The organism is Paraflavitalea speifideaquila, from assembly GCF_032395985.1.
GTDB classification, from domain to species: Bacteria; Bacteroidota; Bacteroidia; order Chitinophagales; family Chitinophagaceae; genus Paraflavitalea; species Paraflavitalea speifideaquila.
The window spans coordinates 1,356,071-1,382,089 of sequence record NZ_CP135920.1 but is presented as its reverse complement, the minus strand read 5'-3'; the positions used below and the strand labels follow the sequence as shown (position 1 = coordinate 1,382,089).

Genomic DNA, 26,019 nt, shown 5'->3' with positions numbered 1-26,019 from the left:
TCCTTCCTGATTGATGATGAAAGGCTTTAGCTCGAATCCCCCAGCTAAAAGCTCGTAGCTTTATTGTATCTTCAGGTAAGGCTACTATTATCAATAAACCAAAGCAACCAACTATATTGCCTGCTTTTATATGGTATATACTCATTGCTATTGCTACCCTCACCATTGCTGCCTGGTTGCTGCAGGATAAATTTATCTTTAAGCCCGAACGCTTACCAGCCGATTTTAAGTTTAAATACGATGTTCCCTTCCACGAATTGTTTTTTGATATAGCGCCCGGCATACGGATCAATGGATTGCATTTCTTTCGCAATAACCCCAAAGGCTTGATCCTTTACTTTCATGGCAATAGCCGCAGCATTAAGGGATGGGCAAGGTATGCCCGTGATTTCTATCGCTATGATTATGACGTGGTCATGGTCGATTACCGGGGCTTTGGCAAAAGCACCGGCAAACGCAGCGAAAAAGAAATGCTTTCCGACATGCAGTTCGTTTACAATACCTTACTGCAAGAATACCCCGAAGGCCATATCATTGTATATGGGCGCAGTATTGGCAGCGGCTTTGCCTGTAAAATAGCCGCTGATAATAAACCCCGCTACCTCATACTCGATGCTCCCTATTATAATTTTCGCAAAGTTGTCACCCGATTCTTGCCCATCCTGCCTGTAAGATTGGTGTTAAGGTACCACCTGCGCACCGACAAATGGATAAAGTATGTAAACTGCCATACCTATATCCTGCATGGCACCAGAGACTGGCTCATCCCCATTCGCCATAGTGAAAGACTGCAGGCCATCAATCCTTCCAAAATCACCCTCATCCGCATTCATGGCGGAATGCATAATAACCTACCTTCGTTTCCCGAATACCACAATTTCATCCGTGATATCCTGCAATATTGATTATCAGCGGTAGAACAAAAAAGGAAACCAGGAACGTTCCGGGAGCCATTCACTAATGACCATTCACAGTTTTCATGAAGAAAAAAATCACACGCTGGTTAAGCATCCTGTTAATGATCTATTGCATCATAGGCATCGCCTTGTACTATGGCCAGGATAAAGCCATGTTTCATCCCGAACCACTGGACCCCAATTACAACTACAATTTCCATGCACCGTATAAAGAGGTCAATATTCCCTATGCCACCGGCGTAAATATGAATGTGGTACAGTTCACCACCTCCGATTCCCTACCCAAGGGTGTCGTATTGTATTTTCACGGTAATAGGCAAAACATAGGCCGCTACGCACAATACGCGCCTGCCTTTACCAAACAGGGATATGAGCTATGGATGATTGACTATCCGGGCTATGGCAAAAGTACCGGCAAATTCACCGAGCAACATTTATACGACTGGGCCCTTACTTTCTATAAATTGGCCCGCGCCCGTTTTAGCCCCGATAGCATTATACTGTATGGCAAATCAATGGGTACCGGTATTGCCACCCAGTTAGCAGCTGTGCGCGATTGCAAAAGCCTGGTTTTGGAATGCCCATATTACAGTTTTCCTTCTATTGCCGGCGCCTACTTTCCCATTTATCCCGTTGAGCGGATCATTTGGCTCAAAATACCCACCTGGCAATATATGCAGCAAGTAACAGCCCCCGTAACTATTTTTCATGGCACCGATGATGGCGTTATCCGCTACAGCAATGCCGAAAAATTGAAACCCTATCTCAAACCTATTGACCAGTTCATCACCATCGATGGCGGGAGCCACAATAATCTTAGTGAGAATCCTGTTTACCAGCAAAAGCTCGATTCCTTGTTGAAGTAAGGCAAGAATAGCATACAAAGTTGAATACCTGTTTACAAGCCTCCAAAAGAATACAAAACCCGGCCTGTACTTTCTGTATTCTGTCTCCTGTATTCTGTATTCTCTATACTGTATTCTCTAAATGGGCACCACATTTGAGCTCTTGTTCTTTCGCACCTTCTCTGGAATAGCATTGATGATCTCTTCTTTCAACACTTCGATCAATCGCTTTTTCACAAAATCACGATGTACCACAATACTTACTTCCCGCATGGGTGCCGGCTTTTGAAAATGACGTATTAGTTGTAAACGTTTGCTATCCATATCCAGCGTGGTCAGTTCTGGCAGGATGGTAATACCATCATTCAACTCTACCATGCGGCGCAGCGCTTCTATACTTCCCGCCTCATACTCAAAATGAGCGCTCATTTCACTCGACTTGCGCAACTCACACAGGTTCACGATCTGTGAGCGGAAACAATGCCCTTCCTCCATCAGCCACAATTTCTCGGGGTCAATATCCTGAGCCAGTACATAGGTTTTCTTATAAGCTACATTTTTACGCGCCACATAGGCCAGCAGTTCTTCATAAAACAACACATGCTCTTTGATACCTTTTTCCTGCAAAGGCGTTACTACAATACCCACATCAATACGCCCTTCCCTAAGCCTCGTAATAATATACTCCGTAAGCATTTCCTGCACGATCAGCTTTACATGCGGATACTTTTTGCTGAAGCTTTGTACAAACAAAGGCAAAAGATAGGGCGCCAAAGTGGGTATGATACCAATCCTCAATTCACCCCTTAGTATCCCCTTCTTGTTTTGTACAATTTCCTGGATCACATTCTTTTCCGCCAGTATTTTACGGGCCTGCTCAATGATCTCCATCCCCGCTTCTGTAGGAACTACTGGTTGCTTGCTGCGATCGAAGATCTTAACCCCCAATTCCTCCTCCAATTTCTGTATCTGCATACTAAGCGTGGGCTGCGTCACAAAACAACGATTGGCAGCCATGGCAAAATGCCGGCACGCATCCACAGCTACCACATATTCCAACTGAACAAAAGTCATAAATATAGAAGCTCTCTATGAAAGAGAATTTATTGATCAATAGGATTGATCAGCAAAGTAAGTAAAAGGTCATACCGAACCAAAGCATCCGGTATGACCTTTACAAATATTAACAGCCAACATTTGTTTGAACACGCCATTAATCCCACCAATCCCAATCACCCCAACGATGCAATATGCTGTATGCTTTATGCTTTATCCAATATCCTCCTACTCCTCCAACATCACTTTCGTTTTGCCCACTTTCAGCTTATAACCCACACCCACCTTCAGCGCATAATTTTCTTTTTCGTGACTCACCGGGAAATTATAACAGATGGGATAATCGTATTCTTTTACCAGGTCGTGAATAATTTCATAGACCGTCTCGCCAAAAGGCCTCTCAGTATCTTTGTTCTCTGAAAAACCACCAACAATAAGGCCCGCCAGCTTATCCAGCTTGCCATTTCGCTTTAACTGGTACAGCATCCGGTCAATATTGTACAGGTATTCTCCAATATCTTCCAGGAATAAGATCCGGCCCTTGGTTTTGATATCCGAAGGTGTGCCAATGCTATGGGCCACTAGCGATAAATTGCCGCCTACCAGTTCCCCTATCGCTTCTCCTCGATGATTAAATTCATGTACATCACTATGATACCGCGCCGTTTTGCCCTCCAGCGCTTGCTTCAACGATTGAACATACTCATTGTTAAACCCTTCATCATTGAAAGCTGCCGCCATCGGCGCATGCAACGAAGCTATCTTATAATTGCTATACACGTGCGAATGCAATACCGTAATATCACTGAACCCCACGATCCATTTGGGTTCTTTTTTAAATACTTTGAAGTCAATCCTGTCAATGATCCGGCCCATACCATAACCTCCCCGGCCACACAAGATGGCTTTTACTTCCACATCATCCAACATGGCCTGAAAATCACGTAAGCGTTCTTTATCTGTACCCGAAAAATAAGTAGCAGAATCACTGCCCAGGGTTCTGCCTACCTTTACCCGGTAGCCCCATTGTTGCAGCGTATCAATACAAGTTTGCGCTTTGGCCGCAGCCATATAACCCGATGGGCAGGTGATGCCAATCGTATCACCGGGTTCAAGATAGGGAGGAGTTTTAATCATAAATCGTAGCTTTTAGCAAATACACTTTATTTCGACTTCAAAAATACTTCACTTAAAAATACTCCGTCTGTATTTACCGTCAACTCATGCACCACCCCACACTTCAGCGCAAAATTATTCTTCTGATGCCCTACCGGAAAATCAAAGCACACCGGGTAATTAAACCCTTTTACTTTTTCCAGAACAATATCCTGTAGGGCCCGGCCAAACTCATCACCCGGATCATCCGGCTTTATTTTAAACCCACCTACGATCAACCCTTTCAGGTTCTCCAGTTTGCCTGTACGCAGCAGGTTCCAGAACATCCGGTCAATACTATACAGGTATTCCCCGTATCTTCTACAAACAAGATCTTGCCATCTGTTTGAAGGTCCGATTTACTGCCCGCCAGCGTTTCAATCGTCTTCAGGTTACCGCCCACCAATACGCCTGTAGCAGCACCCTGTTTATTAAAATCCGAAGGCCCTATCGTATATTTCATCGTTTCACCCGAAAGCGCCTTTTTAATAGAAAGGATTGTCTCCATCTGTACCGGCTCCGCTTTGGCCCAATCATCAGGAAAACTATTGCACATCTTGGAATGGATCGAAGCAATGCCATAATTGCGGTTCAGGTGGCCATGCAATACCGTAATATCACTAAAGCCAATGATCCACTTGGGTTTGTTTGCCAGCCTTGAAAAATCAAGTCGGTCAACAATCCGTACAAAACCATAACCTCCCCTGGCGCACATGATGGCTTGTACACCCGGATCATCCATCATTTGTTGAAAATCGGCCGCCCGGTCAACATCACTGCCGCCAAACGTAAAATCACGCTTCCCTACCGTATCCCCCACCTTCACATTGAACCCCCAGCTTTTCATGAGCTGCATGGCAGGTTCAATATCCTTCAATAGAATATAACCGGCCGGACAAGTAATACCAATCGTGTCGCCAACCTTTAAGTAAGGCGGTATTACAGGTTTTTGGATAATTCATCGGCATAATTGCCCAAAGTCAAACCTGGTACAGCAGGTAATACCGTTCCCGCAGCCAGCATAGAAGAAAGAAAATGTTTACGATTCATGTAGGTGGTTTTATACCGGTTGCCCCAAAATGACAATAATAGCCATTGTTGCCCGTTTTTTCCATTTGAGACCGGGAGGCACAATTTACAGCCAGATAAAATATTTTTTAACAATTAAGAAGGATTGTTGTTACCCCAGTTGTCTTGCCATACGTCAACCGAAAGGATGTATCCATCACATTTTTGCTATCGGCTGGTTAATACATCTTTTCTATTATCATATTTCGCATAGCTTTGCGGCCCAAAACCTTTTAGCAAGGAATAGTTTAGTTTATGACAAGGAAATTTTGTTTCGGCCTTTTGGCATCTTATCTTTTAAGCCAATCCGTACACGCCCAGAAGGGCAATTGGTCTTTTGTAAAGAATGGCAGCTTTTACATTAGCTGGGGATACAATACCGAATGGTATACCCGCTCCACCGTACATATAAAGCAGCCCTCCCTGGGAAATGACTACAAATTAGTACGCGTAAAAGGCCATGACCGGCCAGGCTGGGACGATGGTTTGTTCTCCAAACCCATGACCATCCCCAGTACAATTACCGCATTGGGTACTTCTTCAATGAAAAACAGGACCTGGCCCTGGAGATCAACTTCGACCATACCAAATATATTATTGCCGATGAACAGGATGTGAACATTAAAGGCCAGTTCAATGGTCAAAAGATCAACACTACCAAGCGTTTTTCAGAAAAAGAAGGGTCCTATTACTACCTGAATAATGGCGCCAACTTCCTGTTGTTTAACCTGGTAAAGCGTTTCCGACTGGTTCAGCCTGGCCCGAATAATAACCTGAAACTGGATATGCTGGCCAAGGCGGGAATAGGACCTGTGATCCCCACGTGGAAAATAGCTTTTTTGGCCAGGCCAATAAACCCGGCTTTCAGATCGGTGGATGGAATACCGGTATTGAAACCGCCTTCCGCCTTACCGCTTGGAAGTATGCCTACCTCGAATTTTCACAGAAGTTTGACTATGCCCGGTACAGCAACCTGAAAGTATATGAAGGCAAAGCCCGTCAGGCCTTTGGCAGTTATCAACTGATCCTCAACCTGGGCTTCACCATTCCAACAGGCAAAAACAACAGGGAATTTGCAAAGTATACCGTTCCAGTTGCAACCACTGATAAACATTAACCTGCACTTTATATTGGCAAGGGGCTATCTTCCAGGAAGATGGCCCTTTTTAATGTCCAGCCAGCCGGCCGCATTTGCCAAGATGATAGTTTGCCCAATCCACCCTTGCACTCCTCGCAAACGATCAGCGAAATCGAAAAACTGTGTAATCTGCGATTCTCCCCAACCATTCCCTTCCTGCACCTCGTCAATAAAGTAAGTGTTCCGGAATCAGTGCAGCCTGCCTAACCAGATACTGTCACCAACTATTTTAAACCCATCGTGCCAACTAACCGGGAGGATCTTATTGAAGGTTGTAAAAACAACATCTGCAAAGCCAGGAAGCCCTTTACCGTGCCTGTTATCCCGGCATGATAAAATTGTGCGCCCGTTATGCCCGCGATGCTGACGAAGCAGCCTCCCTGTACAATGAAGGCATGCTAAAGGTTTTCAATACCCTACACCAATATGAAGGACGGGGCGACTGGATGGGGTGGGTACGGCGCATCATCGTCAACACCTGTATAGACCATTGCCGCCGACAGGCAAAGTTCAATCACCAGCCCCTTGAAATAGTAACCAACGACAACAATTCAACCCATCCGGATATCTATAACCGGCTTTCGGCCAATGATGTCATGCGCCTCCTGCAGGAATTGCCCCGCAATACCGCCCTTGTCTTTAACCTCTTTGCCTTGGAAGGCTATAAACATGAAGAGATTGGTCAGGCACTCGGTATCGCCATAGGTACCTCCAAATGGCATGTTAATGAAGCCAGGCGCCTCTTAAAACATAAACTGGACAACTTATTGAAAAAGAAATTTACTCTAATGCGATCTGAACAACACCATATTGATGACTTCTTCCGTAAAAAGGAAGAAGAGTACCAGCAGGATGCCGGCAATGCCGATACCCACTGGGAGCAAATGAGAGGATTGCTGAAACCTACCACTGTTCCCCCGGCACCCAAAGGATATCGTCTCCTGTCAACCCGGCATATCATCAAATACCTGGGAGGCTTTACCGTGGTTACCGTGATCACCCTGGTGGCCCTTACCACCATCAAGTCAAAAAAGAAAGCAGCCACAGCAAAAGTGTTGGCTCAAAAACAGCCACCACACAACCCCAAAAACAATCCCTATCAGCTACTACCCTATTGGGAACCACCTCAAAACCACGGCCCATACGCGTTAAAATGGCTGATCATACTCATACATCGAAAAAGGCCACACCCAATAACCCTGTTCGCAATCCAACGGAACTTCCAAAACCTCAAAACCCAATAACCAACGAACCAAACAGGGTATCTCTCCCTACCAACAATGAGCAATCAATCGAAAACATAGAAAGGGCACCTAGACTAGAACCCCGGCAGGAAAGAGAAACCACCGCCGCCACAATTACCCTTAGCCCCCGGGAAGCGGAAGCCCGCATCAACGAGTTTTATAATATGCTCGACAAACCCGTCAACCGGTTTAACATTCCACCCGATCAGGATACCGTACTTATTGGTAAAGAAGGCACCCGCCTGGTTATTCCGGCTTTTGCCTTTGCCAACAAAAAAGGCGTCGTAAGCAACGATGTCATAACCATTGTATTGCGGGAATATTATACCTATGATGATATCATCGCGGCCAAGTTGAGTACCACCTCCGGTGGAGAACAGTTGATCTCTGGCGGTATGGTAAATATAACCGCTACCATAAACGGCGAAAATGCCCGACTTGGTGCAGGCAAAAACATCAAACTCCAAATGCCTGCTACTAAAGTCGACGAGCAAATGCAATTGTTCCGGGGAGTCAGGAGCAGCCTTAAAAATGCAGCGGTAGCCAAATTCCTGGACAACCGCATGATCGATACCGTTCATTACCTCAAAAGAATAACCGATGAAAAAGGCGATATCGACTGGATATCCGAAGGACAAGAACAAAAATTCAGCGATCCCCTCAATCGCCGCATCATCGTATTGGATCCTTATGGTGATCCCTATCATGTAGAACGCCGCCGGAAAGTAAAAGCCTGGTTCTATGTTGCCAAGAACTGCCCCTTGTCCAACGATGAAATGAAGACCAAACTTAGAGCACACTCCAATGAATATTTTGAAATAATCAAAATAAAACGCGTTCATGTAGTACCCACCGCCCGTTACCGTATCCGTGCAGAAAGACTATCCATTGCCGGCGATTCAGTTGAAATGACCTTCCGCCAAGCCCTGCGTAAGAAACTATTGTCGCCAGCAGACAGTATTCGCGTACTGGAAAGATTCCGCACAGATAGCATCGCCCTGGATGAACGTCACCAGCTTATGGACAAATACAATTTCACCATTACCAACCTGGGCTGGTTCAATTGTGATAAATTCAACAATACCCGGGGTCCTGGAGTATTATTCACCTTCAAGCCCGGTACCGGATTTGATCCCGGCAGCATGGTGTCCCATATTGTTTTCACCCGGTACAAATCGGTCATGCCTGGTGCTTATAAAGACGATCGGATCAGTTTCGGCAAGGTACCAAAGGGAGAAAATGTCAAAATTGTATGCATTGGCATCAAAAACGGAAAGTCATGGCCTGTATTCAGGAATTGAATACCGACAAAGAGGAGATTGGTAACCTGGCCTTTGAAGAAACCACACCCCAGCAATTCCGCCAAAAATTGCAAGCACTTAGCCTTTCTCTTCCATAAAGTACCTGCTTTATATGCAGGTTAAGCAGGTGAGTTGTCCTTCTGGGCGGCTCATTCCTTTTATGTGTGCCCCTAATTAGCTATTTTTGCTATCCTTTGCCGCCCTGGTTCATAAAAGTGCTTACAGACTTAATGTCCGCCCGGCGCTACCCTTCCCGGCAAGGTTTTTCAAGCTAAATAGACGATTTGACAATGACAGATTATAAACGATACCTGGTAACAGCAGCCCTCCCCTATGCCAATGGCCCTGTGCACATCGGACACCTGGCAGGCTGTTATATTCCAGCCGACATTTACGTACGCTACCAGCGTGCACGCAAACAGGATATTAAATTCATCTGCGGCAGTGATGAACATGGTGTACCCATCACCATTCGCGCTATGAAAGAAGGCATCACCCCCAACAGGTAGTAGATAAATACCATGCCCTGATGAAAGACAGTTTTGAGCAAATGGGCATCTCTTTCGACATTTATTCCCGAACCTCCAATAAGATCCACCACGAAACAGCCGCCGGCTTCTTTAAAAAGCTGTACGATGATGGACTGTTTGAAGAAAAGGAAACAGAACAATACTTCGACGAGAAAACCAATACCTTTCTCGCCGACCGTTATATTGTAGGCACCTGCCCTGTATGTGGCAATGAAAATGCTTATGGTGATCAGTGCGAACGCTGTGGATCTTCCCTCAGCCCCGAGCAACTCATCAACCCACGCAGCGCCTTAAGCGATGCTGTTCCCATTAAGAAGAAAACCAAACACTGGTATTTACCCTTACAAAACTATGAGCCCTGGCTCAAGGAATGGATACTGGAAGGTCACAAGGAATGGAAAAACAACGTATACGGTCAATGCAAAAGCTGGATTGATGGTGGTTTGCAAAGCCGCGCCATGACCCGGGATAGCAGCTGGGGTGTAAAAGTACCCCTGCCCAATACCGAGGGCAAAGTGCTGTACGTGTGGTTTGATGCCCCCATTGGGTACATCAGTGCTACCAAAGAACTAACCGATCAGTGGGCCGACTACTGGCAAAAAGAGGATACCAAACTGGTGCACTTTATCGGCAAGGACAATATCGTTTTCCATTGTATCGTATTCCCTGCCATGCTCAAAGCCCATGGCAGCTTTATAGTGCCCGATAATGTACCTGCCAATGAGTTCCTGAATCTGGAAGGCGAGAAAGTATCCACCAGCCGCAATTGGGCCGTATGGATAGATGAATACCTGAAAGATTTTCCCGATCAACAAGACCTTCTTCGGTATGTACTTTGTGCCAATGCACCGGAAACAAAAGACAATGACTTTACCTGGAAAGACTTCCAGACAAGAGTGAACAGCGAATTGGTAGATATATTCGGCAACTTCGAGAATCGTGCCTTTGTACTCATGCACAAACTTTGCAATGGCAAAGTACCTCCATTACATGCCAATATTGCAGACAAAGAAGATGAAGATATGCTAGCCGCGTTTGCAGTTACCAAATCAAAGGTAGAAGACTTGCTGGAACAATATAAATTCCGTGATGCCCTGTTTGAGATCATCAGACTGGCCAGTGATGGTAATAAATATTTACAAAAGAAAGAGCCCTGGATAGTAGCCAAATCATTAACTACTAACCCTGAAAGCCAAAAGCGCATCGATAACTGTTTGCATGTTTGTTTGCAATTAACAGCCAACCTCGCCATATTGATCAATCCATTTCTGCCTTTCACTGCCCAGAAAATGATCCATAAAATGAAGGTGGTTGATAAAATACTGGATTGGGAAAATGCCGGTAAAACCAAATTATTAAGTGTAGGCTATAGTTTGCGTGAACCACAATTGTTGTTCCCTAAAAAAATAGAAGACTCAGAAATACAGGCCCAGATAGATAAACTGAAAGCCAATGCCGTAAAACCAAACACGGCTAAGCAAACAACAACCGCCGAAGCAAAAGAGGCTGACATACTAAATACCAAAGCAGAAATCGTCTACGACGATTTCGCCAGGATAGATCTCAAGGTAGGCACCATCCTGGCCGCAGAGAAAGTAGCCAAGGCCGATAAGTTGCTGAAGCTGGAAGTAGACCTGGGTTTTGAAAAACGTACCATTGTATCCGGTATCGCCCTGCACTTCAAACCCGAAGAGATATTGGGAAAACAAGTTGTAGTTGTTACCAACCTGGCCCCCGGAAAATGAAAGGCATTGAAAGCAATGGCATGATCCTGATGGCCGAAGACAAATCAGGTAAGTTACATTTCGTCAATCCCGATAACAAAGTAGATGAAGGATCAGGCGTAAGCTAAGTTTAGTTCACACAACCTGGTAACAATAATATCACGAAGCCCCTGCCAACAATGGAAGGGGCTTTTTGTTATTGATACCAATCTGTGAACTCCCAGTTCGAAGCAGTCGATTCACACACCTAAAAACTCTTTTTACATGAAATACGGATTCATTGGCCTCGGAAGCCTCGGTACCCCCATCGCACTTAATTTATTGGAAAGCCATCAACAACTATTTGTCTACAACCGCACCATTGCCAAAGCCCAACCACTGGCCGATAAAGGAGCTATTGTATGCACAACAGTAGAAGAACTCGCTAAAGCCACTGATATCGTGTTTACCATGGTAGCCGATGATGCAGCCCTGCAAACCATCACAACAGGTCCAGGTGGCCTGTTGCAACACCTCAAACCCGGCAGCTTGCATATTTCTATGAGCACCATCCTGGCCAAAACTGCTGCCGAACTCGCAGCCCTGCACCAGGAAAAAGGCCAACATTATTTATCAGCTCCCGTTTTCGGCCGACCCGAAGCTGCGGTTGCCAGGAAACTCAACTTCGTAATATCTGGAGAACAAACAGTGCGTGAACAAGCTACGCCCCTTTTAAAGGAGGCTGGTGGTGTAGGCGTATGGGACTTTGGCGATGATATCCTCACTGCCAACACCGTTAAACTATGCGGTAATTTCTTGATTGCCGCCGCCCTCGAAGCCATGGGAGAAAGCATACAACTGGCACAGCAAAGCGGTGTAGATGCCCATAAAATGTGGGATATGTTTGGCCAAACTATCTTTAATGCGCCCATTTATCAAAACTATAGCAAGATCATCCTGAACCAACAGTTTGAACCCGCTGCTTTTACCGCTAAACTGGGCCTTAAGGACCTGAACCTGGTGCTGGAGCAAGGAGCTGCCGCCAACCAATCCCTGCCCCTGGCCGATCTGCTGAAAGGCCACCTGACCCAACTGGTAAACAATGGAAAAGAAACCATTGATTGGAGTGCAGTTTCCCTGGCTGCAAAACAATGATTATCAATAACACCTTTGGCTGGTTCGGTTATCGATACAGAGACCTTTCAGAGACATTTTAGAGACCTTATAGAGACTTTTCAGAGACCTGGTCCCCGGGCAATCTCCTGCCTCTATCAGGGCATGCATCCCCCTGTCCAGTCTTTCTAGGGTTTCCAAACAAGCTGTCCGCCCTGGTGTTAAGCTATACCAGGGCGGGCTTTTTTATTCCGTCTTTTTATTACCTTCGGGTTAAATAGTTGTTTAACTAACTAATTATTCTATGTCAAAACGCCTCATCAGGAAAGTTGCCGTACTGGGTAGTGGGGTCATGGGATCACGTATCGCTTGCCATTTTGCGGGAATAGGTTTACAGGTGTTGCTATTGGACATGGCGCCTAAGGAGTTGACCGACGCAGAAAAGGCCAAAGGATTACCCATCGATCACCTGGCCGTTAAGAACCGCATCGTTAACGATGCCCTGGCCGCAGCCATCAAATCCAACCCCTCCCCCGTATATACAAAGGAAGCTGTAAAGAAAATAAAGACCGGCAATTTCACCGACAATATGAAAGATATTGCCGACTGCGACTGGATCATTGAGGTTGTAGTGGAAAGGCTTGACATCAAACAACAGATCTTTACTGAAGTAGAAAAATACCGGAAAGCCGGCACCCTCATCACCTCCAATACCTCTGGCATTCCCATTCACCTGATGGCCGAAGGCAGGAACGAGGATTTCAAAAAACATTTCTGCGGAACACACTTCTTCAATCCGCCCCGCTACTTACGTTTACTGGAAATAATACCCACCCCGCATACCGATCCCGAAGTCATTGAATTCCTTTTACATTATGGCGATCTGTACCTGGGCAAAACCACCGTACTGTGTAAAGATACTCCAGCCTTTATTGCCAACCGCATTGGCGTATACGGCATCATGGCCATCTTTGGCCTGGTAGCAAAAATGGGGTTAACCATTGATGAGATCGACGCCTTAACAGGCCCCATCATTGGCCGTCCCAAATCGGCCACCTTTCGCACCGCCGATGTAGTGGGCATTGATACCCTCGTAAAAGTAGCCAAAGGCGTACACGATAACTGTCCTGATGACGAAGCTAAAAACACATTTGCCATACCCGCCTGGCTCGATAAAATAGTTGAGAACAAATGGCTGGGCGATAAAACCGGGCAGGGTTTCTTCAAAAGACCAAAGGCGGCGGTGGTGAAAAAGAGATCCTGGTACTGAATCTCAAAACACTGGAATATGAGCCCCGTAAGAAGCCAAAATTTGCTTCTGTAGAGGCTGCTAAACCCATTGATGACCTCAAAACAAGGTTAAAAGCCTTATATACAGGCATGGATAAAGCAGGCGATTTTTACCGCCATTTCCATTATGGCCTGTTCTCCTATATATCCCACCGCATCCCCGGGATCAGTGACGATATTTACCGTGTAGACGATGCCATGATGGCCGGCTTTGGATGGGAAATAGGCGCCTTTGAAAGTTGGGATGTGCTGGGTGTGGGAAGCTCCGTCAAGAAAATGAAAGACGCAGGCTATACAGTAGCCCCCTGGGTAGAGGAAATGCTGGCTGCCGGTATAAAAACCTTCTTCAAAGTTGAGAATGGACAAAAGCAATACTATGATCTGGCGTCTAAGTCATATAAGTCACTCCCTGGTGGCGAAGCCTTCATAGTGATGAAGAACTTTGAAAATCAAACAGTATGGAAGAACGGCTCCTGTCGTACTTACCACCTGGGCGAAGATGTGATCGGGTTGGAATGGTATACCAAAATGGGAAGCATTGGCGGCGACGTACTGGAAGGCATTCAAAAATCCATATCACTCGCCGAAAATAAGTATAAGGGTTTGGTGGTTGCCAATGAAGGTACTAACTTCAGCGCTGGCGCCAATGTGGGGATGATCTTTATGCTGGCCATCGAACAGGAATATGATGAACTGGATATGGCCATCCGATTGTTCCAGAATACCATGATGCGTGCACGTTATTCTTCCGTACCTGTTGTAGTAGCTCCACATGCCTTATCTTTAGGAGGTGCCTGCGAATTAAGTCTCCACGCCGATAAAGTATGTCCCGCTGCTGAAACTTATATCGGGCTGGTGGAATTGGGTGTAGGTCTTATTCCCGGCGGTGGTGGCACCAAAGAATTTGCTCTCCGTGCTGCCGATGAAATGCACGAAGATGAACCCGAGACCATTACCTTGAAAAACCGCTTTCTCACGATCGCTACAGCCAAAGTAGCTACCTCTGCTGCCGAAGCCTTCGACCTCGGCATCCTGCGTAAAGGCCATGATGAAGTAATTTTGAACCAGGGTCGCCGTATAGCAGAAGCGAAAAAAAGTGTATTGGAAATTTATGATAGTGGCTATATAACACCCGTACAACGTACCGATGTAAAAGTATTGGGCCGTTCAGCACTAGGAGCCTTATTTGCCGGTATCAACGGAATGTGGAGAGCAGGCTATGCTACCGATCATGATGTGGTAGTAGCTAAAAAGCTGGCTTACGTTATGTGTGGAGGCGATCTGAGCGAACAATCAACCGTTTCAGAACAATACCTCCTGGACCTCGAAAGAGAAGCTTTCCTGAGCCTCTGTGGAGAAAAAGAAGACCCTGAAAGGATCCAAAGCGTACTGAAAGGCGGAAAGCCCGTACGCAACTAAAACCAAGTCTGTTACACGTTTACTGATAAAAGGGTCACATGAGAAAACCCTGGGCGCAACATTCACCGTTGCGCCCTTTTTTGTCCCAATTAATCAATATCTTGATCATCCTAACCACCAACCATTTCATGGGAGAAGCCGAACTCAATAAATCGTCGGGAGAACTCATCATTCATTCCCTATTCTTTTTTTACGGAGATGCCGCTTCCCCGAACTGGCCGGTAAAATTGCTGAAGACATCAGCAACTGCTGGAATGAACCCCGGGCCATCATTAACCTTAAACACCATACCTATACCATCCGATTTAATATTGAAGGCTATTATGTGGCCGATCTTCCACCCGAAAAAGTATGGTACAATGATCAGCCCCGCCACAACTACTTCCGCATTGAAGAATTTGTTACCGGCAATATTTCCTTTGTAGATGAAATAGCCTGCAACACAGGCTACTTTAAATTGGACAACCTATTACAAACACCCACCACCGCAGCCCACGAATACGGTCATACCCTCGGGTTGGTGCATCCTAAAAACCTCGATATTCGGGGAGGTGGTATTCCTGGTATTATGTACCCGCGTGGCACCATCGTTGATCCACCTTTTCAATACTCGCCCACCGCCTTACCAGGACAAGATGGCGGCACCCTCGATCCCCGGCATCGAAAAGTGTTGACAACCGATATCGAAGCCCTGAAACTACATAAGCTGGATTTTAACCAACAAGGCTTGGCAATGGTAGGTGAGTTTTCCAGCATGTACCACGAAAAACATCTCCCCGGGAACTTTTAACAGTAAAAGAAATTACCATCTTTATAGCATAAACCTGCTTACATGCCCATTCTCTCTGTCGATAATCTTCATAAAAATTACGGTATTATCCAGGCCCTCAAAGGTGTATCCTTTACCGTTCCCAAGGGAGCTGTATATGGTATACTGGGCCCCAATGGGAGTGGAAAAACCACCATGCTGGGCATTATCATGGATATCCTGCGCCCCACCTCAGGGTCCATTAAACTCTTTGATGAAAAGCCCACCAACCAGCATCGCAGCCAAATAGGTACTTTCCTGGAAACACCTAACTTTTACCACTACCTCAATGCCGTGCAGAACCTCGAAATTGCCGCCCGCATCAAAGGCCGTGGCCGCGAAGATATAGACCATGTATTGAAAGTGGTAAAACTGGACCAGCGCAAGCTGTCCAAATTCAGTACCTATTCCCTGGGTATGAAACAACGCCTGGCCATCGCTTCCTGCCTGCTGGGCAATCCGGAAGTGATGATCTTTGATGAACCTACCAATGGCCTCGATCCCGAAGGCATAGCTGAAACAAGGGAACTGATCAAAAAACTGAACCGCGAAGGTAAGACCATAATTATGGCCAGTCACCTCCTGGATGAAGTAGAGAAAGTTTGTACCCATGTTGCCATCCTGCAAAAGGCACCCTCATCACCCATGGTCATGTAGATGAAATACTGATACAGGAAGATATTGTAGAAGCCGGAGCCGTTAATACGCAACAATTACTCGTAGCCTTGCAACCCTTCCCGGGCGCTAGTAGGGTGGCTATGAATGAACTCCATGTAGATATGTCTTTCCCTACAGGTACCGCTAACCTGGAAGCGGTGAATAAATTTTGCTTTGACAAAGGCATTACCCTCAATCACCTGCGCCTGCGCAAAAGAGCCTCGAAGCCAAATTCTTTGAACTTACCCAAAACAACAAATGATCATGCTGCAACGTCTATCCATAGAATGGCTCAAACTCAAGAACTACCGCACTTTCTGGATCCTGTCCATCCTGTACATCGTGAGCATATTTGGGGCAAACTATATTGTATTTCGTATTCAACAGGCCATTTACGAAGAAAAGCAAGCCAAAGGAATGGCAGAAATGATCATTGGTGCGCCACCCTTTGCATTTCCCCAGGTATGGCATATGACCACCTATATCAGTAGCTTTCTCCTGTTCCTGCCCGGCCTGCTCATGATCATATTTGTAACCAATGAGTACAGCTTCAAAACACACCGCCAGAATGTGATCGATGGCTGGAGCCGCCGTGAATTCATTTCCCTTAAATTGGTGATGGCTGTTATAGGCGCCCTGATCTCCACTATAGTAGTGTCCATAACCGCCTGTATATTTGGTCTGACACAAGGTGAACCATTCAGCACTGAAAAAATGGTGTACCTATTTTACTTCTTTATCCAGGCTTTAAGCTATTCCTTAGTGGCTTTATTATTTGCTATACTCTTCAAGAGAGGAGGATTGGCTATTGGTATATTTTTCCTGTATGCATTGGTTTTGGAAAACCTGATAGGCGGATTGATGAACCGCTACCTCGATTATACAGGTCGCTACCTCCCATTGAGTCAACCGATACCCTCATACCTTTCCCTTTATTTGAAAATGCCCAACGCCAGATACTAAGAGCACCCAATTACACCGCCCTCTTAATAACAGCCTTGCTGTACCTGGTAGCTTATTTTGTTTTTATCAGTCGCAAATTTGAGCGGGACGATTTATAAGGTCAGCCTGAACCTATCGCAGGGTGGGTTGCCCTTCCAGGGGCAGCTCTTAAGTCTCCAGCCTCTGGGTGGTGACGTCTATTTCAAAGCCTCCGGCTTTATAGTTATCGTGGAGCCGCCCCCGTTGCCTCAATGCCTTGCTCCCTCGTTGCCTTACTCCTTTGTAAGATCACTCAGGGCTGCCTCAATAGTAGGATACAGGAACTGGAATCCAGCCTGCCCTATTTTGTTATTGCTTACCGTAGCACTTTTCAGCAATTCAATGCTAAGGCCACCCACTACGATTTTTAATACGAAAGAAGGAACATAAAAGGGGATATTGAAACGGCCTTTGATCTTTTCCGCCAATAAAAGCGTAAAATTCTTGTTGGTAACCGGTTGCGACGCCACCGCATTGTAAACACCCTGCACCTGTTCATGCTCAATGGCATATAAGAACAGCCTTGCCAGGTCATCCATATGTATCCAACTGATCACTTGTTTACCATTTCCAAGAATGGCAGCTACTCCAAAACGAACCGGCTTACAGAATTCTTTCAAGGCCCCGCCTTCTTTACTCAACGCCACACCTATCCGGAATTTTACCAGCCTTTTGCCCAATACGTCCTGGATAGGATCAACACTTGCTTCCCATACCCGGCAGGTCTCACCCAAAAATTCAGTACCTGCCGGATCATCTTCAGTAAAAGCATGTTTGCCACGTGCCTTCTTCAAATCATCGCCATACCAGCCAATGCCAGAGGCGCTAATTACAGCCTTAACTTTATTGCTATTTTCTGTCAACGCTTTTACCAGCAGCGCTCCACTTTTCACCCGGCTATCAACAATCTCCTGCTTTCTCTTTTTGACCATCGCTTATCTGCCACGCCAGCACCCGCCAGGTTAATAATATAATCTGCCTGCTGGATAGCCACCACATCAATTACTTGTTGATCAGGATCCCAATGCGCTTTGGAATAATTGCTATTACCCGCAGCAGAAGCGCCCCGCGTTAATACAATAACCTGGTGACCTTTACTGATCAATAACTTGAGACCGCCTTCCCTACCAATCCTGTACCACCAGTAATGAGAATGGTTGACATAAGGAGAGTTATTTATATGAAAAGATTCGCCGTTCAAGGTACAAAAAAACTTACTCGCTTGTAACCCGTTATTCCATCCCGCACAATTCAACAGGATCCACACATTACAGGTATAAATGATCAGCGAAATCCATAAAATCCGTATCATCTGCGATTCAATCAGCGATCAAAAAAATCCCTCCTGAGGAATCAGGAGGGAAACAACTAAAAACAACAATCGCTGCATGTTTAAATAGACTTCATTTTTGCAGGGACTTGAGGTACAGAACTATCTTAATCGGGATTCTTACCATCCAGGAACGTATTGATGGTAGAGATCTGCCCGTTATTATTTTCGTCCGCCTTGACTTCGTAATTGCTGTAGAAATTCTCTACATTGGTGATGGTATTGTACAATTCCAAATTGCGGCGGATGTAAGCCGGCACAGTTTCAAACTCATTGTTAGGATCGGCAGCATTGATGTTGAATGACAGATTACGTAATTTCTGTATCCGCTCTGCTGCCCGGCGTTTTTGTTCCTCTGCTTCGTCCTGCAAAGCAGGTTCCTCAACAGAAGCATTCGCCATAACAATAGGGTGAGGTTGATGGGCCCCAGGCTCCTCCGCCGCTGGAATATCGTCTTTGAATACGAGTTGCATATCGTTGGAAGCATCATCTTCCTGGATTGTTTTTGCACTCGTATGCAAGACTGGTTCCTTCACAGGAGAATGGTCAGGAATGGATTCTTCTGATTTCGGTTCTGCATAAATATTGGTAGGCCTGGCCAGGTATCCTCCGGACGCTGCAGACGTCGAAGAATTATTTTTACTCGATTGAGTGGCTGATGTTGTTGACTGGTTGGATACGTTCGCGGGCGTTTCGGCAGGTATGGATGGCTGCGAAAGTACCCATTCAATCTTTTCCTCCTCCGTCTTTTTGTCCACAGTATTTTTACTATCGTCCTCATTCGTAAAAAGAACCAATGGAGTAAACTTAGGAGCAGGCTCTGTATCCACCAGTTTGGGCGCCAGTTCCTCTTTAATTGGAGGTTCTACCACCGCCGGTTTTTCCTTCTTAGGCTCCGGTGCTGTTGCTTTCACCTCCTTAGCCATAGTAGCTTTAGGCGCTGGCTCAGGATTTAAGGACAATACGATCTTTTCCTCCTTCTTAGGGGCTACTTTTTTCTCTTCCTTCTTGGTAAATGGATCTTTATACTCAAAACCCGTAGCAATCAGCGTAATACCTATCTGATCGCCCAGCGAATTATCATAGCCCATACCCAATATCACATCAGTTCCTTCACCGGCCGAGCTCAACAAATAATTCTGAATAATATCCACTTCATCCATTGTAAACTCATGTTCACCTTCGGCAGAGTTGATATTGATCAGTATCCATTTAGCACCGCTGATCTCATTATCATTCAGCAACGGAGAGTTCATGGCTTCTTCAATAGCTCGCTGTGCCCTTCCTTCACCACCCACCGAAGCATTGCCCAATATAGCTACACCACCATTCCGCATAACAGTGCATACATCGGCAAAGTCAACGTTGATCTGTCCAGTACTGTTGATCACATCAGTAATACACTTGGCGGCTGTTGCCAGTACATTATCTGCTTTCGCAAATGCTTCTTTCATTTTAAGGTTGCCAAACTGGTGACGCAATTTATCGTTGCTGATCACCAGCAGCGTATCCACATATTGTTTCAGTATCCGGATACCTTCCTCAGCTTGCAACTGACGCTTCTTTCCCTCATAAGAGAAAGGAGTCGTAACAATACCCACTGTGAGGATACCCAGGTCCTTACATATTTTAGAGATGATTGGCGCACCGCCTGTTCCCGTTCCACCGCCCATACCAGCAGTAATAAATGCCATTTTGGTATTTACTTCCAGTATACGGCGAATCTCCTCCAGGCTCTCTTCAGTAGCCTGGCGGCCAATATCGGGATTGGCGCCTGCACCCAGCCCTTGCGTAAGGTGTGGTCCTAACTGCACCTTATTGGGCACTTTGCTCGTAGCAATAGCCTGTGCATCTGTATTGCAGATAATGAAGTTAACGCCGTCAATCTGCTGATCGAACATGTGGTTTACTGCATTGCTGCCACCACCACCTACACCAATAACCTTGATGATAGATGATTTTTCTTTCGGTAAATCAAAATGAATCATAGCTTTCTTTTTTGTCTCACCAAGGCCTTACTCTCCTTGAAAGCCCATCAAGAGACTATTAAAAATAACAGGTTAGTAAATTAACAAGGAACCATAAACCAATAACCAATCCAGTTTTTCAATAGGTTGAATGTTTAACACTAAATGCAAAAAGCTCCATGCTAAATACTATATCCAATCTTCTGTCTCCCGTATTCTGTATTCTAAATTATTTCCTTACAACGCATGATCCTCTTCTTCCTTAAACAGATCAATAATGCCATCCTTAAACTTGCCCCAGAAATCTTTAATACCCTTTCTATTCTTAACTCTTTCCAAGGGCATTTCTTCTGTTGCTGTATGCATCACCTCTTCTGTATCAGCATTTTTTCTTTAACCCTTCAGGCACTTCTACTTTCCTGAAGCGGTGCTCAAACTGCTTGCGGTTATGCTCATAATCACTGTATCCTTTTAAGATCAGACCGATACAGGTAGCATAGGTTGGCTTGGCCAATTCCTCAATATGACCGCCTGCCAGGTGTTCCGTCGGGAAACCAATACGTGCATTCAGGCCCGTCACATATTCAGTAAGCTGTATCAGGTGCCGTAGTTGCGAACCTCCACCCGTTAATACCACACCGCCATTCAGCGTGCGGTTATCCAGCCCTACCTGCTTCAAGTGGTAAGTCACAAAATCCATGATCTCACTCATACGCGCCTGGATAATATTGGCCAGGTTTTTCACACTGATCTCTTTGGCCGGCATACCACGCAATCCCGGGATCGTAATAAAGGCATTGCCACGGGCTTCATTGGCCAGTGCACTACCAAACTGCACCTTCATTTGCTCCGCCTGCGTTTTTAATACCCCTAAACCAGTTTTGATATCATTGGTAATATTCTCACCACCAAATGGAATTACTGCCGTATGCTTCAGAATACCTTCATAAAATACAGCCAGGTCCGTAGTACCACCACCAATATCAACAATAGCCACGCCCGCTTCCAGGTCTTCATGCCCCATTACAGCAGCAGCCGAAGCCAGCGGTTGCAATACCAGGTCCTTCGTGATCAGGCCGCTCTTTTCTACCGAGCGACTGATATTACGGATCGCATTCTTATCGCCCGTGATGATGTGAAAATTAGCACCCACCTTTACCCCACCATATCCAATGGGATTGGGGATATTCTGAAAATTATCTACCGTAAACTCCTGCGGTATCACATCAATGATCTGATCGCCGGCAGGGATATACGTTTTATATTGATCAGCGATCAGCTGGTCTATTTCACGCTGTGTAATTTCTTCATCCGTTTGGTGGCGTACAATATCGCCACGGGTTTGAAGGCTCTTGATATGATGACCTGCAATACCTACATACACCTCGCTGATCTCCAGGTTGGGGTTGGAAGTATAACAATTGTCCAAAGCCATCTGGATGGCCTTGATCGTTTCATCAATGTTCAATACCTGTCCATGCTTCACCCCATTGGAATTGGCCCGGCCAAAACCAATGATCTCCAGTTTGCCGAATTCATTCTTTCGGCCGGCAATAGCTGCGATCTTTGTCGTACCAATGTCCAGTCCGACAATGATGGGTTGTTGCTCGTTGTTCATGCTATCCTGTTTTTAGTTGTTGGTATGATTGATTAGGTGCTTTCTGTTTTTCTGTATTCTACATGCTATTTTCTCTCCTTTGTCCCCTACTTCCCTTCCAAACTTCAATCCTGTATTCCTTCTGTATTCTGTCTCCTGTATTCTGTTTTCTATGTTTTCCTCGGCATCACCGCCTTTGGCTGAGGCCTCTTCACAGGAGCCGCTTTCTTCACTGGTTTTCGGGTGGTTTCATAGGAAAGGCCTTTCAAGGATGAATTTTTACGCACGTTGTTCGTCCCCTTCGGGGCGGTCACTACGGATATGGGAGGTTTTTCAGTCGTCGTTTTTAGCCGGTGAAGCATTCACCGAAGTCAATACCTGTGCTGCCCGCGCATCTTGCTTATTGGCCGAATCGATCATGGCCTTTTGTGCCGACGCCACCAGGTCTTGCATATTCCGGGCAGCCTGTGCCGAATCAACCCTGCTTACATAACTACCTTTCTTAATCCCAATCACCTGACGGTCATATTGCACATTCAACCGCTCATAAACATCCATCCCTGTCTTACTCAATACCAGCTTGTAGAATTGTAGCAACCGCGCAAACTTCTTATCATAGTTGGCACCATCGCCAAACTCGATGATATGATTGCCCACCATGGGTATCATTTCGAATTTCCTATCAGGTAGAATATCCGTTTGAGCTACCTGCGCCATCCAAAATGAATCCTGCTGAATGAACAGACTCACTTGTTTGATATGCTGCAATAAGGTACTGTCGGCACTATTCACCCGCAACTTATCAGATGGGAATCCAGTAAATACCGGTAGCTTGGCCGACAACTTATCCGATAAAGGAAGTTTTTCACAACTGCTATCTATATAAAAACTATTGCCCGTAGCCGTAAAAATGCGCGCAATAGGTTCCCGCTCTGCAATCTTTACCTGCAGCACCTCGTTGTTGTCAAAGTACAATTCAGCATCCCTGATCCATACATTCTTTTGCAACCGTTCCTCCATACCACGCAGGTCAAACCTTTTCAGCGACCGGCCTTTCAGCGCAACCGATCCATTACCTGTCAGGATATCAACCACCTCCTTCTTATTCATAAACCATTGCCCCCCTCACCCGTCAGGCTGATCTCATAACCCGCACAGGTTTTATCCTTTCTATTCCTGATCGCCGCCACCAGCAATACCAGCACACCAGCCCCAATGATGGACCAGAGGCCGACAAACAACAACTTCCTGATATGACGGTTCAATTTCATGTTCAATTCAAGACGCCCATCCACCAGTCCCCGACCTTCAGATGGGTACAACAGACCTTGGAATCCAGGGTAATGATTAATACTTTTGTTCAATGATATTTTTGATTGGTTGAACCAGCGCATCAATATCACCTGCGCCTGCGGTTATCAACAACCAGCCTTTTCGCCCTGCGTGCTCCCTGCCTGTTTCTCCAACAGCTTCTTTTCTTTTATTTACTTCTCCTTCCACCCAACTCAATAAAGCTTGCTTATCCAATATTTGTCGATCCCTATTCTTCATGCGTTCCAGGATCATCTGACTGCTTACTCCTTCCATCGGCAATTCCCTGGCCGGGTAGATGGGTAAAAGCACCACCTCATCGGCCATATCCAGTGTAGCAGCAAATTCATCCGCAAAATCCCGCGTCCTGCTAAACAGGTGCGGTTGAAACAGTACCGTACATTGCATTTCAGGAAACAGGTTCTTAGCTCCTGTGATCAATGCCCTCAACTCTTCCGGATGGTGCGCATAATCATCTACAAAAACCAACGCCTCATTACTTTTCTCCATTGATGCTGGCAGCTTTACAATGTATTCAAATCGCCGCTTCACTCCCGTAAACCGTTCCACCGCTGCCTTTATCTTATCATCGTCAATACCCAGGTGATGCGCCACCGTAATACCCACGATCACATTTTCAATATTGTGCAGCCCCCATATTCAACACCACATCCTTCAACTGCCAGTCTTTCATGACCACATCAAAATGTAACTGCCGTACTGGTTACGGATATTGGCAGCATAAACAGACGCGCCCTGATCAGTCAAACTATAAGTAAGGTGGTTTACCGCCTTCAGGTCTTTCGATCTGGGCAAACCATATTTACTCAGCAGCCAACCGCCTGGTTTCACCTTACCGGAAAACTCGATAAAGGCTTCTTCCATCGCTTCCGGCGTACCGTAGATGTCCAGGTGATCCGCATCCATGGAAGTGATCACGGCTATATCAGGGCTAAGGCGCAAAAGCTCCGGTCGTACTCATCCGCTTCCACCACACATACATTCCGCTCATTACTCCAGTAATTACTGTTATAATTCACAGCAATGCCTCCCAAAAAGCATTACAACCGTAACCACTATCACGCAACAGGTGCGCTGTCATGGTGCTGACCGTAGTTTTGCCATGCGTACCCGCCACACAAATATTAAAGAACTATTGGTGATCAAACCCAGTACTTCACTGCGTTTGAGCAGCGTATAATTATTTTCCCGATAATACACCAGCTCCTTATGGGTCTTGGGTACAGCCGGTGTATATACTACCAACTGCACATCCTGCGGGGCTTTTGACAGATCCTCCTCATAATGCACCGGTATCCCTTCTTCCGTCAACTTCCGGGTAAGTGGGGTTTCCGTTTTGTCGTACCCACTTACGGCACGACCATGAAACTTGAAATACCTTGCTAATGCACTCATGCCAATTCCGCCTATCCCAATAAAGTAAACCTTCTGTATATCTTTTAACTCGATCATAAATGTCAATCAATTACTTGCCCACGTTTGCATTCACGACCATTAATATCTCCCTTGCAATGACATCATCCGCATCTGTGATCGCCAACTTTCCTATATTCTCTTTCAGCTGGGCTTGCTTTTGCTCATCCTTCACCAACGCAATTACGGTACTTACCAACTTGTCTTTCGCTTCACTGTCTTTTACCATGATGGCCGCCTGCTTATCTACCAGGTGTTGGGCATTGACCGTTTGGTGGTCTTCCGCTGCAAAGGATAGGGTACCAGCACAGCTGGCTTTTTTACTACACACAATTCAGCAATGGCCATGGCGCCCGACCGGGAAATCACCACATCAGCAGCGGCATAGGCCAGGCCCATTTGAGTAATAAAACTATTTACCCAGATATTCTTATGCTCTACCGCCCGCTCACTGGCTTTTTCCACATAGGGTTTACCCGTTTGCCAGATCAGTTGAATATCATTTTTACAAACAACTCAATTTGTGCGTCCAGGGCTTCATTGATCCCCTTGGCTCCCAGGCTGCCGCCGGTAGCCAATACCGTTTTCTTCGTTTTATCCAATCCAAAGAACTCCATACCCTGTTCACGGCTGCTGGAATTGGTAACAATAGCACTGCGAACCGGATTACCGGTGATCATTAACTTTTCGGCCGGAAAGAACTTCTCCATTCCATCACCAGCCACAAACACACGAGTGGCTTTCTTTCCCAACATCATGTTCGACTTACCGGCAAAGGAGTTCGACTCATGAATGAATGTAGGGATACCCCTTGCTTGTGCATAACGCAAAACCGGGAAACTGGAATAACCGCCTACCCCTACCACTGCATCAGGCATAAAATCAGTAACGATCTTTCTTACCTGGAAAAACTCTTGATCAATTTAAAGGGCAAACTGAAATTCTTCAGCAATGAGTTCCTGTTGAAACCGGCAATATCCAGTCCTTGAATGGGATAACCAGCCTGCGGCACTTTCTCCATTTCCATCTTCCCCTTGGCGCCGATAAACAATATCTCTACCGACGAATCTATTTTCCGCAGTGCATTGGCAATGGCAATGGCCGGGAAAATATGCCCGCCTGTTCCACCTCCAGCTATGATGATCTTTTGTTCAA

At 45.8% G+C, this 26,019-nt stretch carries 24 protein-coding genes and 4 pseudogenes; 13 read left to right on the top strand and 15 right to left on the bottom strand.

Translation table 11 applies throughout. The features are described from left to right. Nucleotides 1-116 precede the first annotated feature (116 nt). Entirely contained in the window at nt 117-905 is a 789-nt protein-coding gene (locus tag RS881_RS09730; RefSeq protein ID WP_315820899.1) for an alpha/beta hydrolase, read from the top strand. A gap of 74 nt (nt 906-979) precedes the next feature. Beyond that, on the top strand, nt 980-1,783 hold the full coding sequence (locus RS881_RS09725) for an alpha/beta hydrolase (RefSeq protein ID WP_315820898.1): 804 nt from the start codon (nt 980-982) through the stop codon (nt 1,781-1,783). 117 nt (nt 1,784-1,900) lie between these two features. Here RS881_RS09725 and RS881_RS09720 read toward each other — a convergent pair whose 3' ends face one another. From RS881_RS09720 to RS881_RS09710, 3 genes and pseudogenes are all read right to left on the bottom strand, one after another. Next, the gene (locus tag RS881_RS09720) at nt 1,901-2,836 is read right to left on the bottom strand and encodes a hydrogen peroxide-inducible genes activator (RefSeq protein WP_315820897.1); all 936 of its coding nucleotides are present in this window, start codon (nt 2,834-2,836) and stop codon (nt 1,901-1,903) included. A 210-nt stretch (nt 2,837-3,046) separates the two neighbouring features. Then, the gene (locus tag RS881_RS09715; RefSeq protein ID WP_315820896.1) at nt 3,047-3,955 is read right to left on the bottom strand and encodes a S66 peptidase family protein; all 909 of its coding nucleotides are present in this window, start codon (nt 3,953-3,955) and stop codon (nt 3,047-3,049) included. Nucleotides 3,956-3,981: 26 nt separating this feature from the next. Next, a pseudogene (locus tag RS881_RS09710) lies at nt 3,982-4,829 on the bottom strand (S66 peptidase family protein). 494 nt (nt 4,830-5,323) lie between these two features. Between RS881_RS09710 and RS881_RS09705 the strand changes: the two are divergent. The 11 genes and pseudogenes from RS881_RS09705 to RS881_RS09645 all read left to right on the top strand — a co-directional run bounded on the left by RS881_RS09705 (nt 5,324) and on the right by RS881_RS09645 (nt 17,207). Further along, nucleotides 5,324-5,659, top strand: coding sequence for a hypothetical protein (locus tag RS881_RS09705; RefSeq protein ID WP_315820895.1), 336 nt, complete (start codon nt 5,324-5,326; stop codon nt 5,657-5,659). A 205-nt stretch (nt 5,660-5,864) separates the two neighbouring features. Then, entirely contained in the window at nt 5,865-6,158 is a 294-nt protein-coding gene (locus RS881_RS09700) for a hypothetical protein (protein WP_315820894.1), read from the top strand. 350 nt (nt 6,159-6,508) lie between these two features. After that, complete coding sequence (locus RS881_RS09695) at nt 6,509-7,423, top strand: RNA polymerase sigma factor (protein ID WP_315820893.1); 915 nt, start codon at nt 6,509-6,511, stop codon at nt 7,421-7,423. After that, entirely contained in the window at nt 7,333-8,724 is a 1,392-nt protein-coding gene (locus tag RS881_RS09690; RefSeq protein ID WP_315820892.1) for a hypothetical protein, read from the top strand. Before RS881_RS09695 ends, RS881_RS09690 begins: the two co-directional genes overlap by 91 nt. Before the next feature lie 359 nt (nt 8,725-9,083). Next, nucleotides 9,084-11,106 (top strand): annotated as a pseudogene (gene metG, locus RS881_RS09680) (methionine--tRNA ligase); the annotation flags it as partial. A 136-nt stretch (nt 11,107-11,242) separates the two neighbouring features. After that, nucleotides 11,243-12,112, top strand: a complete 870-nt coding sequence (locus RS881_RS09670; RefSeq protein WP_315820888.1) for an NAD(P)-dependent oxidoreductase — start codon at nt 11,243-11,245, stop codon at nt 12,110-12,112. A 262-nt stretch (nt 12,113-12,374) separates the two neighbouring features. Next, nucleotides 12,375-13,340 (top strand): 3-hydroxyacyl-CoA dehydrogenase family protein, encoded by a 966-nt coding sequence (locus tag RS881_RS09665; protein ID WP_315820887.1) that lies wholly within the window; start codon nt 12,375-12,377, stop codon nt 13,338-13,340. A 110-nt stretch (nt 13,341-13,450) separates the two neighbouring features. Further along, nucleotides 13,451-14,779, top strand: a complete 1,329-nt coding sequence (locus RS881_RS09660; RefSeq protein WP_315820886.1) for an enoyl-CoA hydratase/isomerase family protein — start codon at nt 13,451-13,453, stop codon at nt 14,777-14,779. A 325-nt stretch (nt 14,780-15,104) separates the two neighbouring features. Beyond that, on the top strand, nt 15,105-15,569 hold the full coding sequence (locus tag RS881_RS09655; protein ID WP_315820885.1) for a hypothetical protein: 465 nt from the start codon (nt 15,105-15,107) through the stop codon (nt 15,567-15,569). 42 nt (nt 15,570-15,611) lie between these two features. Next, entirely contained in the window at nt 15,612-16,244 is a 633-nt protein-coding gene (locus tag RS881_RS09650; protein ID WP_315820884.1) for an ABC transporter ATP-binding protein, read from the top strand. A gap of 258 nt (nt 16,245-16,502) precedes the next feature. Then, nucleotides 16,503-17,207, top strand: coding sequence for a hypothetical protein (locus RS881_RS09645; protein ID WP_315820883.1), 705 nt, complete (start codon nt 16,503-16,505; stop codon nt 17,205-17,207). Nucleotides 17,208-17,458: 251 nt separating this feature from the next. Here the strand turns inward: RS881_RS09645 and RS881_RS09640 are convergent, their stop codons facing one another. The 12 genes and pseudogenes from RS881_RS09640 to RS881_RS09585 form a co-directional block, all read right to left on the bottom strand. Continuing rightward, nucleotides 17,459-18,157: an epimerase gene (locus RS881_RS09640; RefSeq protein WP_315820882.1), complete on the bottom strand. Its 699-nt coding sequence runs from the start codon at nt 18,155-18,157 to the stop codon at nt 17,459-17,461. Beyond that, nucleotides 18,115-18,537: a hypothetical protein gene (locus RS881_RS09635; protein WP_315820881.1), complete on the bottom strand. Its 423-nt coding sequence runs from the start codon at nt 18,535-18,537 to the stop codon at nt 18,115-18,117. Before RS881_RS09635 ends, RS881_RS09640 begins: the two co-directional genes overlap by 43 nt. Nucleotides 18,538-18,662: 125 nt before the next feature. Then, nucleotides 18,663-20,543, bottom strand: coding sequence for a cell division protein FtsZ (gene ftsZ, locus RS881_RS09630; protein WP_315820880.1), 1,881 nt, complete (start codon nt 20,541-20,543; stop codon nt 18,663-18,665). Between the two features lie 216 nt (nt 20,544-20,759). Beyond that, nucleotides 20,760-20,891 carry a hypothetical protein gene (locus RS881_RS09625; protein ID WP_315820879.1) on the bottom strand — a complete coding sequence of 44 codons (132 nt, stop codon included), beginning with the start codon at nt 20,889-20,891 and terminating at the stop codon, nt 20,760-20,762. Between the two features lie 10 nt (nt 20,892-20,901). After that, nucleotides 20,902-22,140 carry a cell division protein FtsA gene (ftsA, locus tag RS881_RS09620; RefSeq protein ID WP_315820878.1) on the bottom strand — a complete coding sequence of 413 codons (1,239 nt, stop codon included), beginning with the start codon at nt 22,138-22,140 and terminating at the stop codon, nt 20,902-20,904. A gap of 312 nt (nt 22,141-22,452) precedes the next feature. Next, nucleotides 22,453-23,229 carry a cell division protein FtsQ/DivIB gene (locus tag RS881_RS09615; protein WP_315820877.1) on the bottom strand — a complete coding sequence of 259 codons (777 nt, stop codon included), beginning with the start codon at nt 23,227-23,229 and terminating at the stop codon, nt 22,453-22,455. Beyond that, a complete protein-coding gene (locus RS881_RS09610; RefSeq protein ID WP_315820876.1) occupies nt 23,226-23,441 on the bottom strand; it encodes a hypothetical protein in 216 nt (71 codons plus the stop codon). Before RS881_RS09610 ends, RS881_RS09615 begins: the two co-directional genes overlap by 4 nt. A gap of 25 nt (nt 23,442-23,466) precedes the next feature. Further along, nucleotides 23,467-24,063, bottom strand: a complete 597-nt coding sequence (locus tag RS881_RS09605) for a glutamate ligase domain-containing protein (protein WP_315820875.1) — start codon at nt 24,061-24,063, stop codon at nt 23,467-23,469. A 57-nt stretch (nt 24,064-24,120) separates the two neighbouring features. Then, nucleotides 24,121-24,393, bottom strand: coding sequence for a Mur ligase family protein (locus RS881_RS09600; protein ID WP_315820874.1), 273 nt, complete (start codon nt 24,391-24,393; stop codon nt 24,121-24,123). Between the two features lie 135 nt (nt 24,394-24,528). Next, entirely contained in the window at nt 24,529-24,903 is a 375-nt protein-coding gene (locus RS881_RS09595; RefSeq protein WP_315820873.1) for a Mur ligase domain-containing protein, read from the bottom strand. Nucleotides 24,904-24,916: 13 nt separating this feature from the next. Continuing rightward, nucleotides 24,917-25,329, bottom strand: a pseudogene (locus RS881_RS09590) (UDP-N-acetylglucosamine--N-acetylmuramyl-(pentapeptide) pyrophosphoryl-undecaprenol N-acetylglucosamine transferase). A 23-nt stretch (nt 25,330-25,352) separates the two neighbouring features. Next, nucleotides 25,353-25,957: pseudogene (locus tag RS881_RS09585) on the bottom strand (UDP-N-acetylglucosamine--N-acetylmuramyl-(pentapeptide) pyrophosphoryl-undecaprenol N-acetylglucosamine transferase). Nucleotides 25,958-26,019 lie beyond the last annotated feature (62 nt).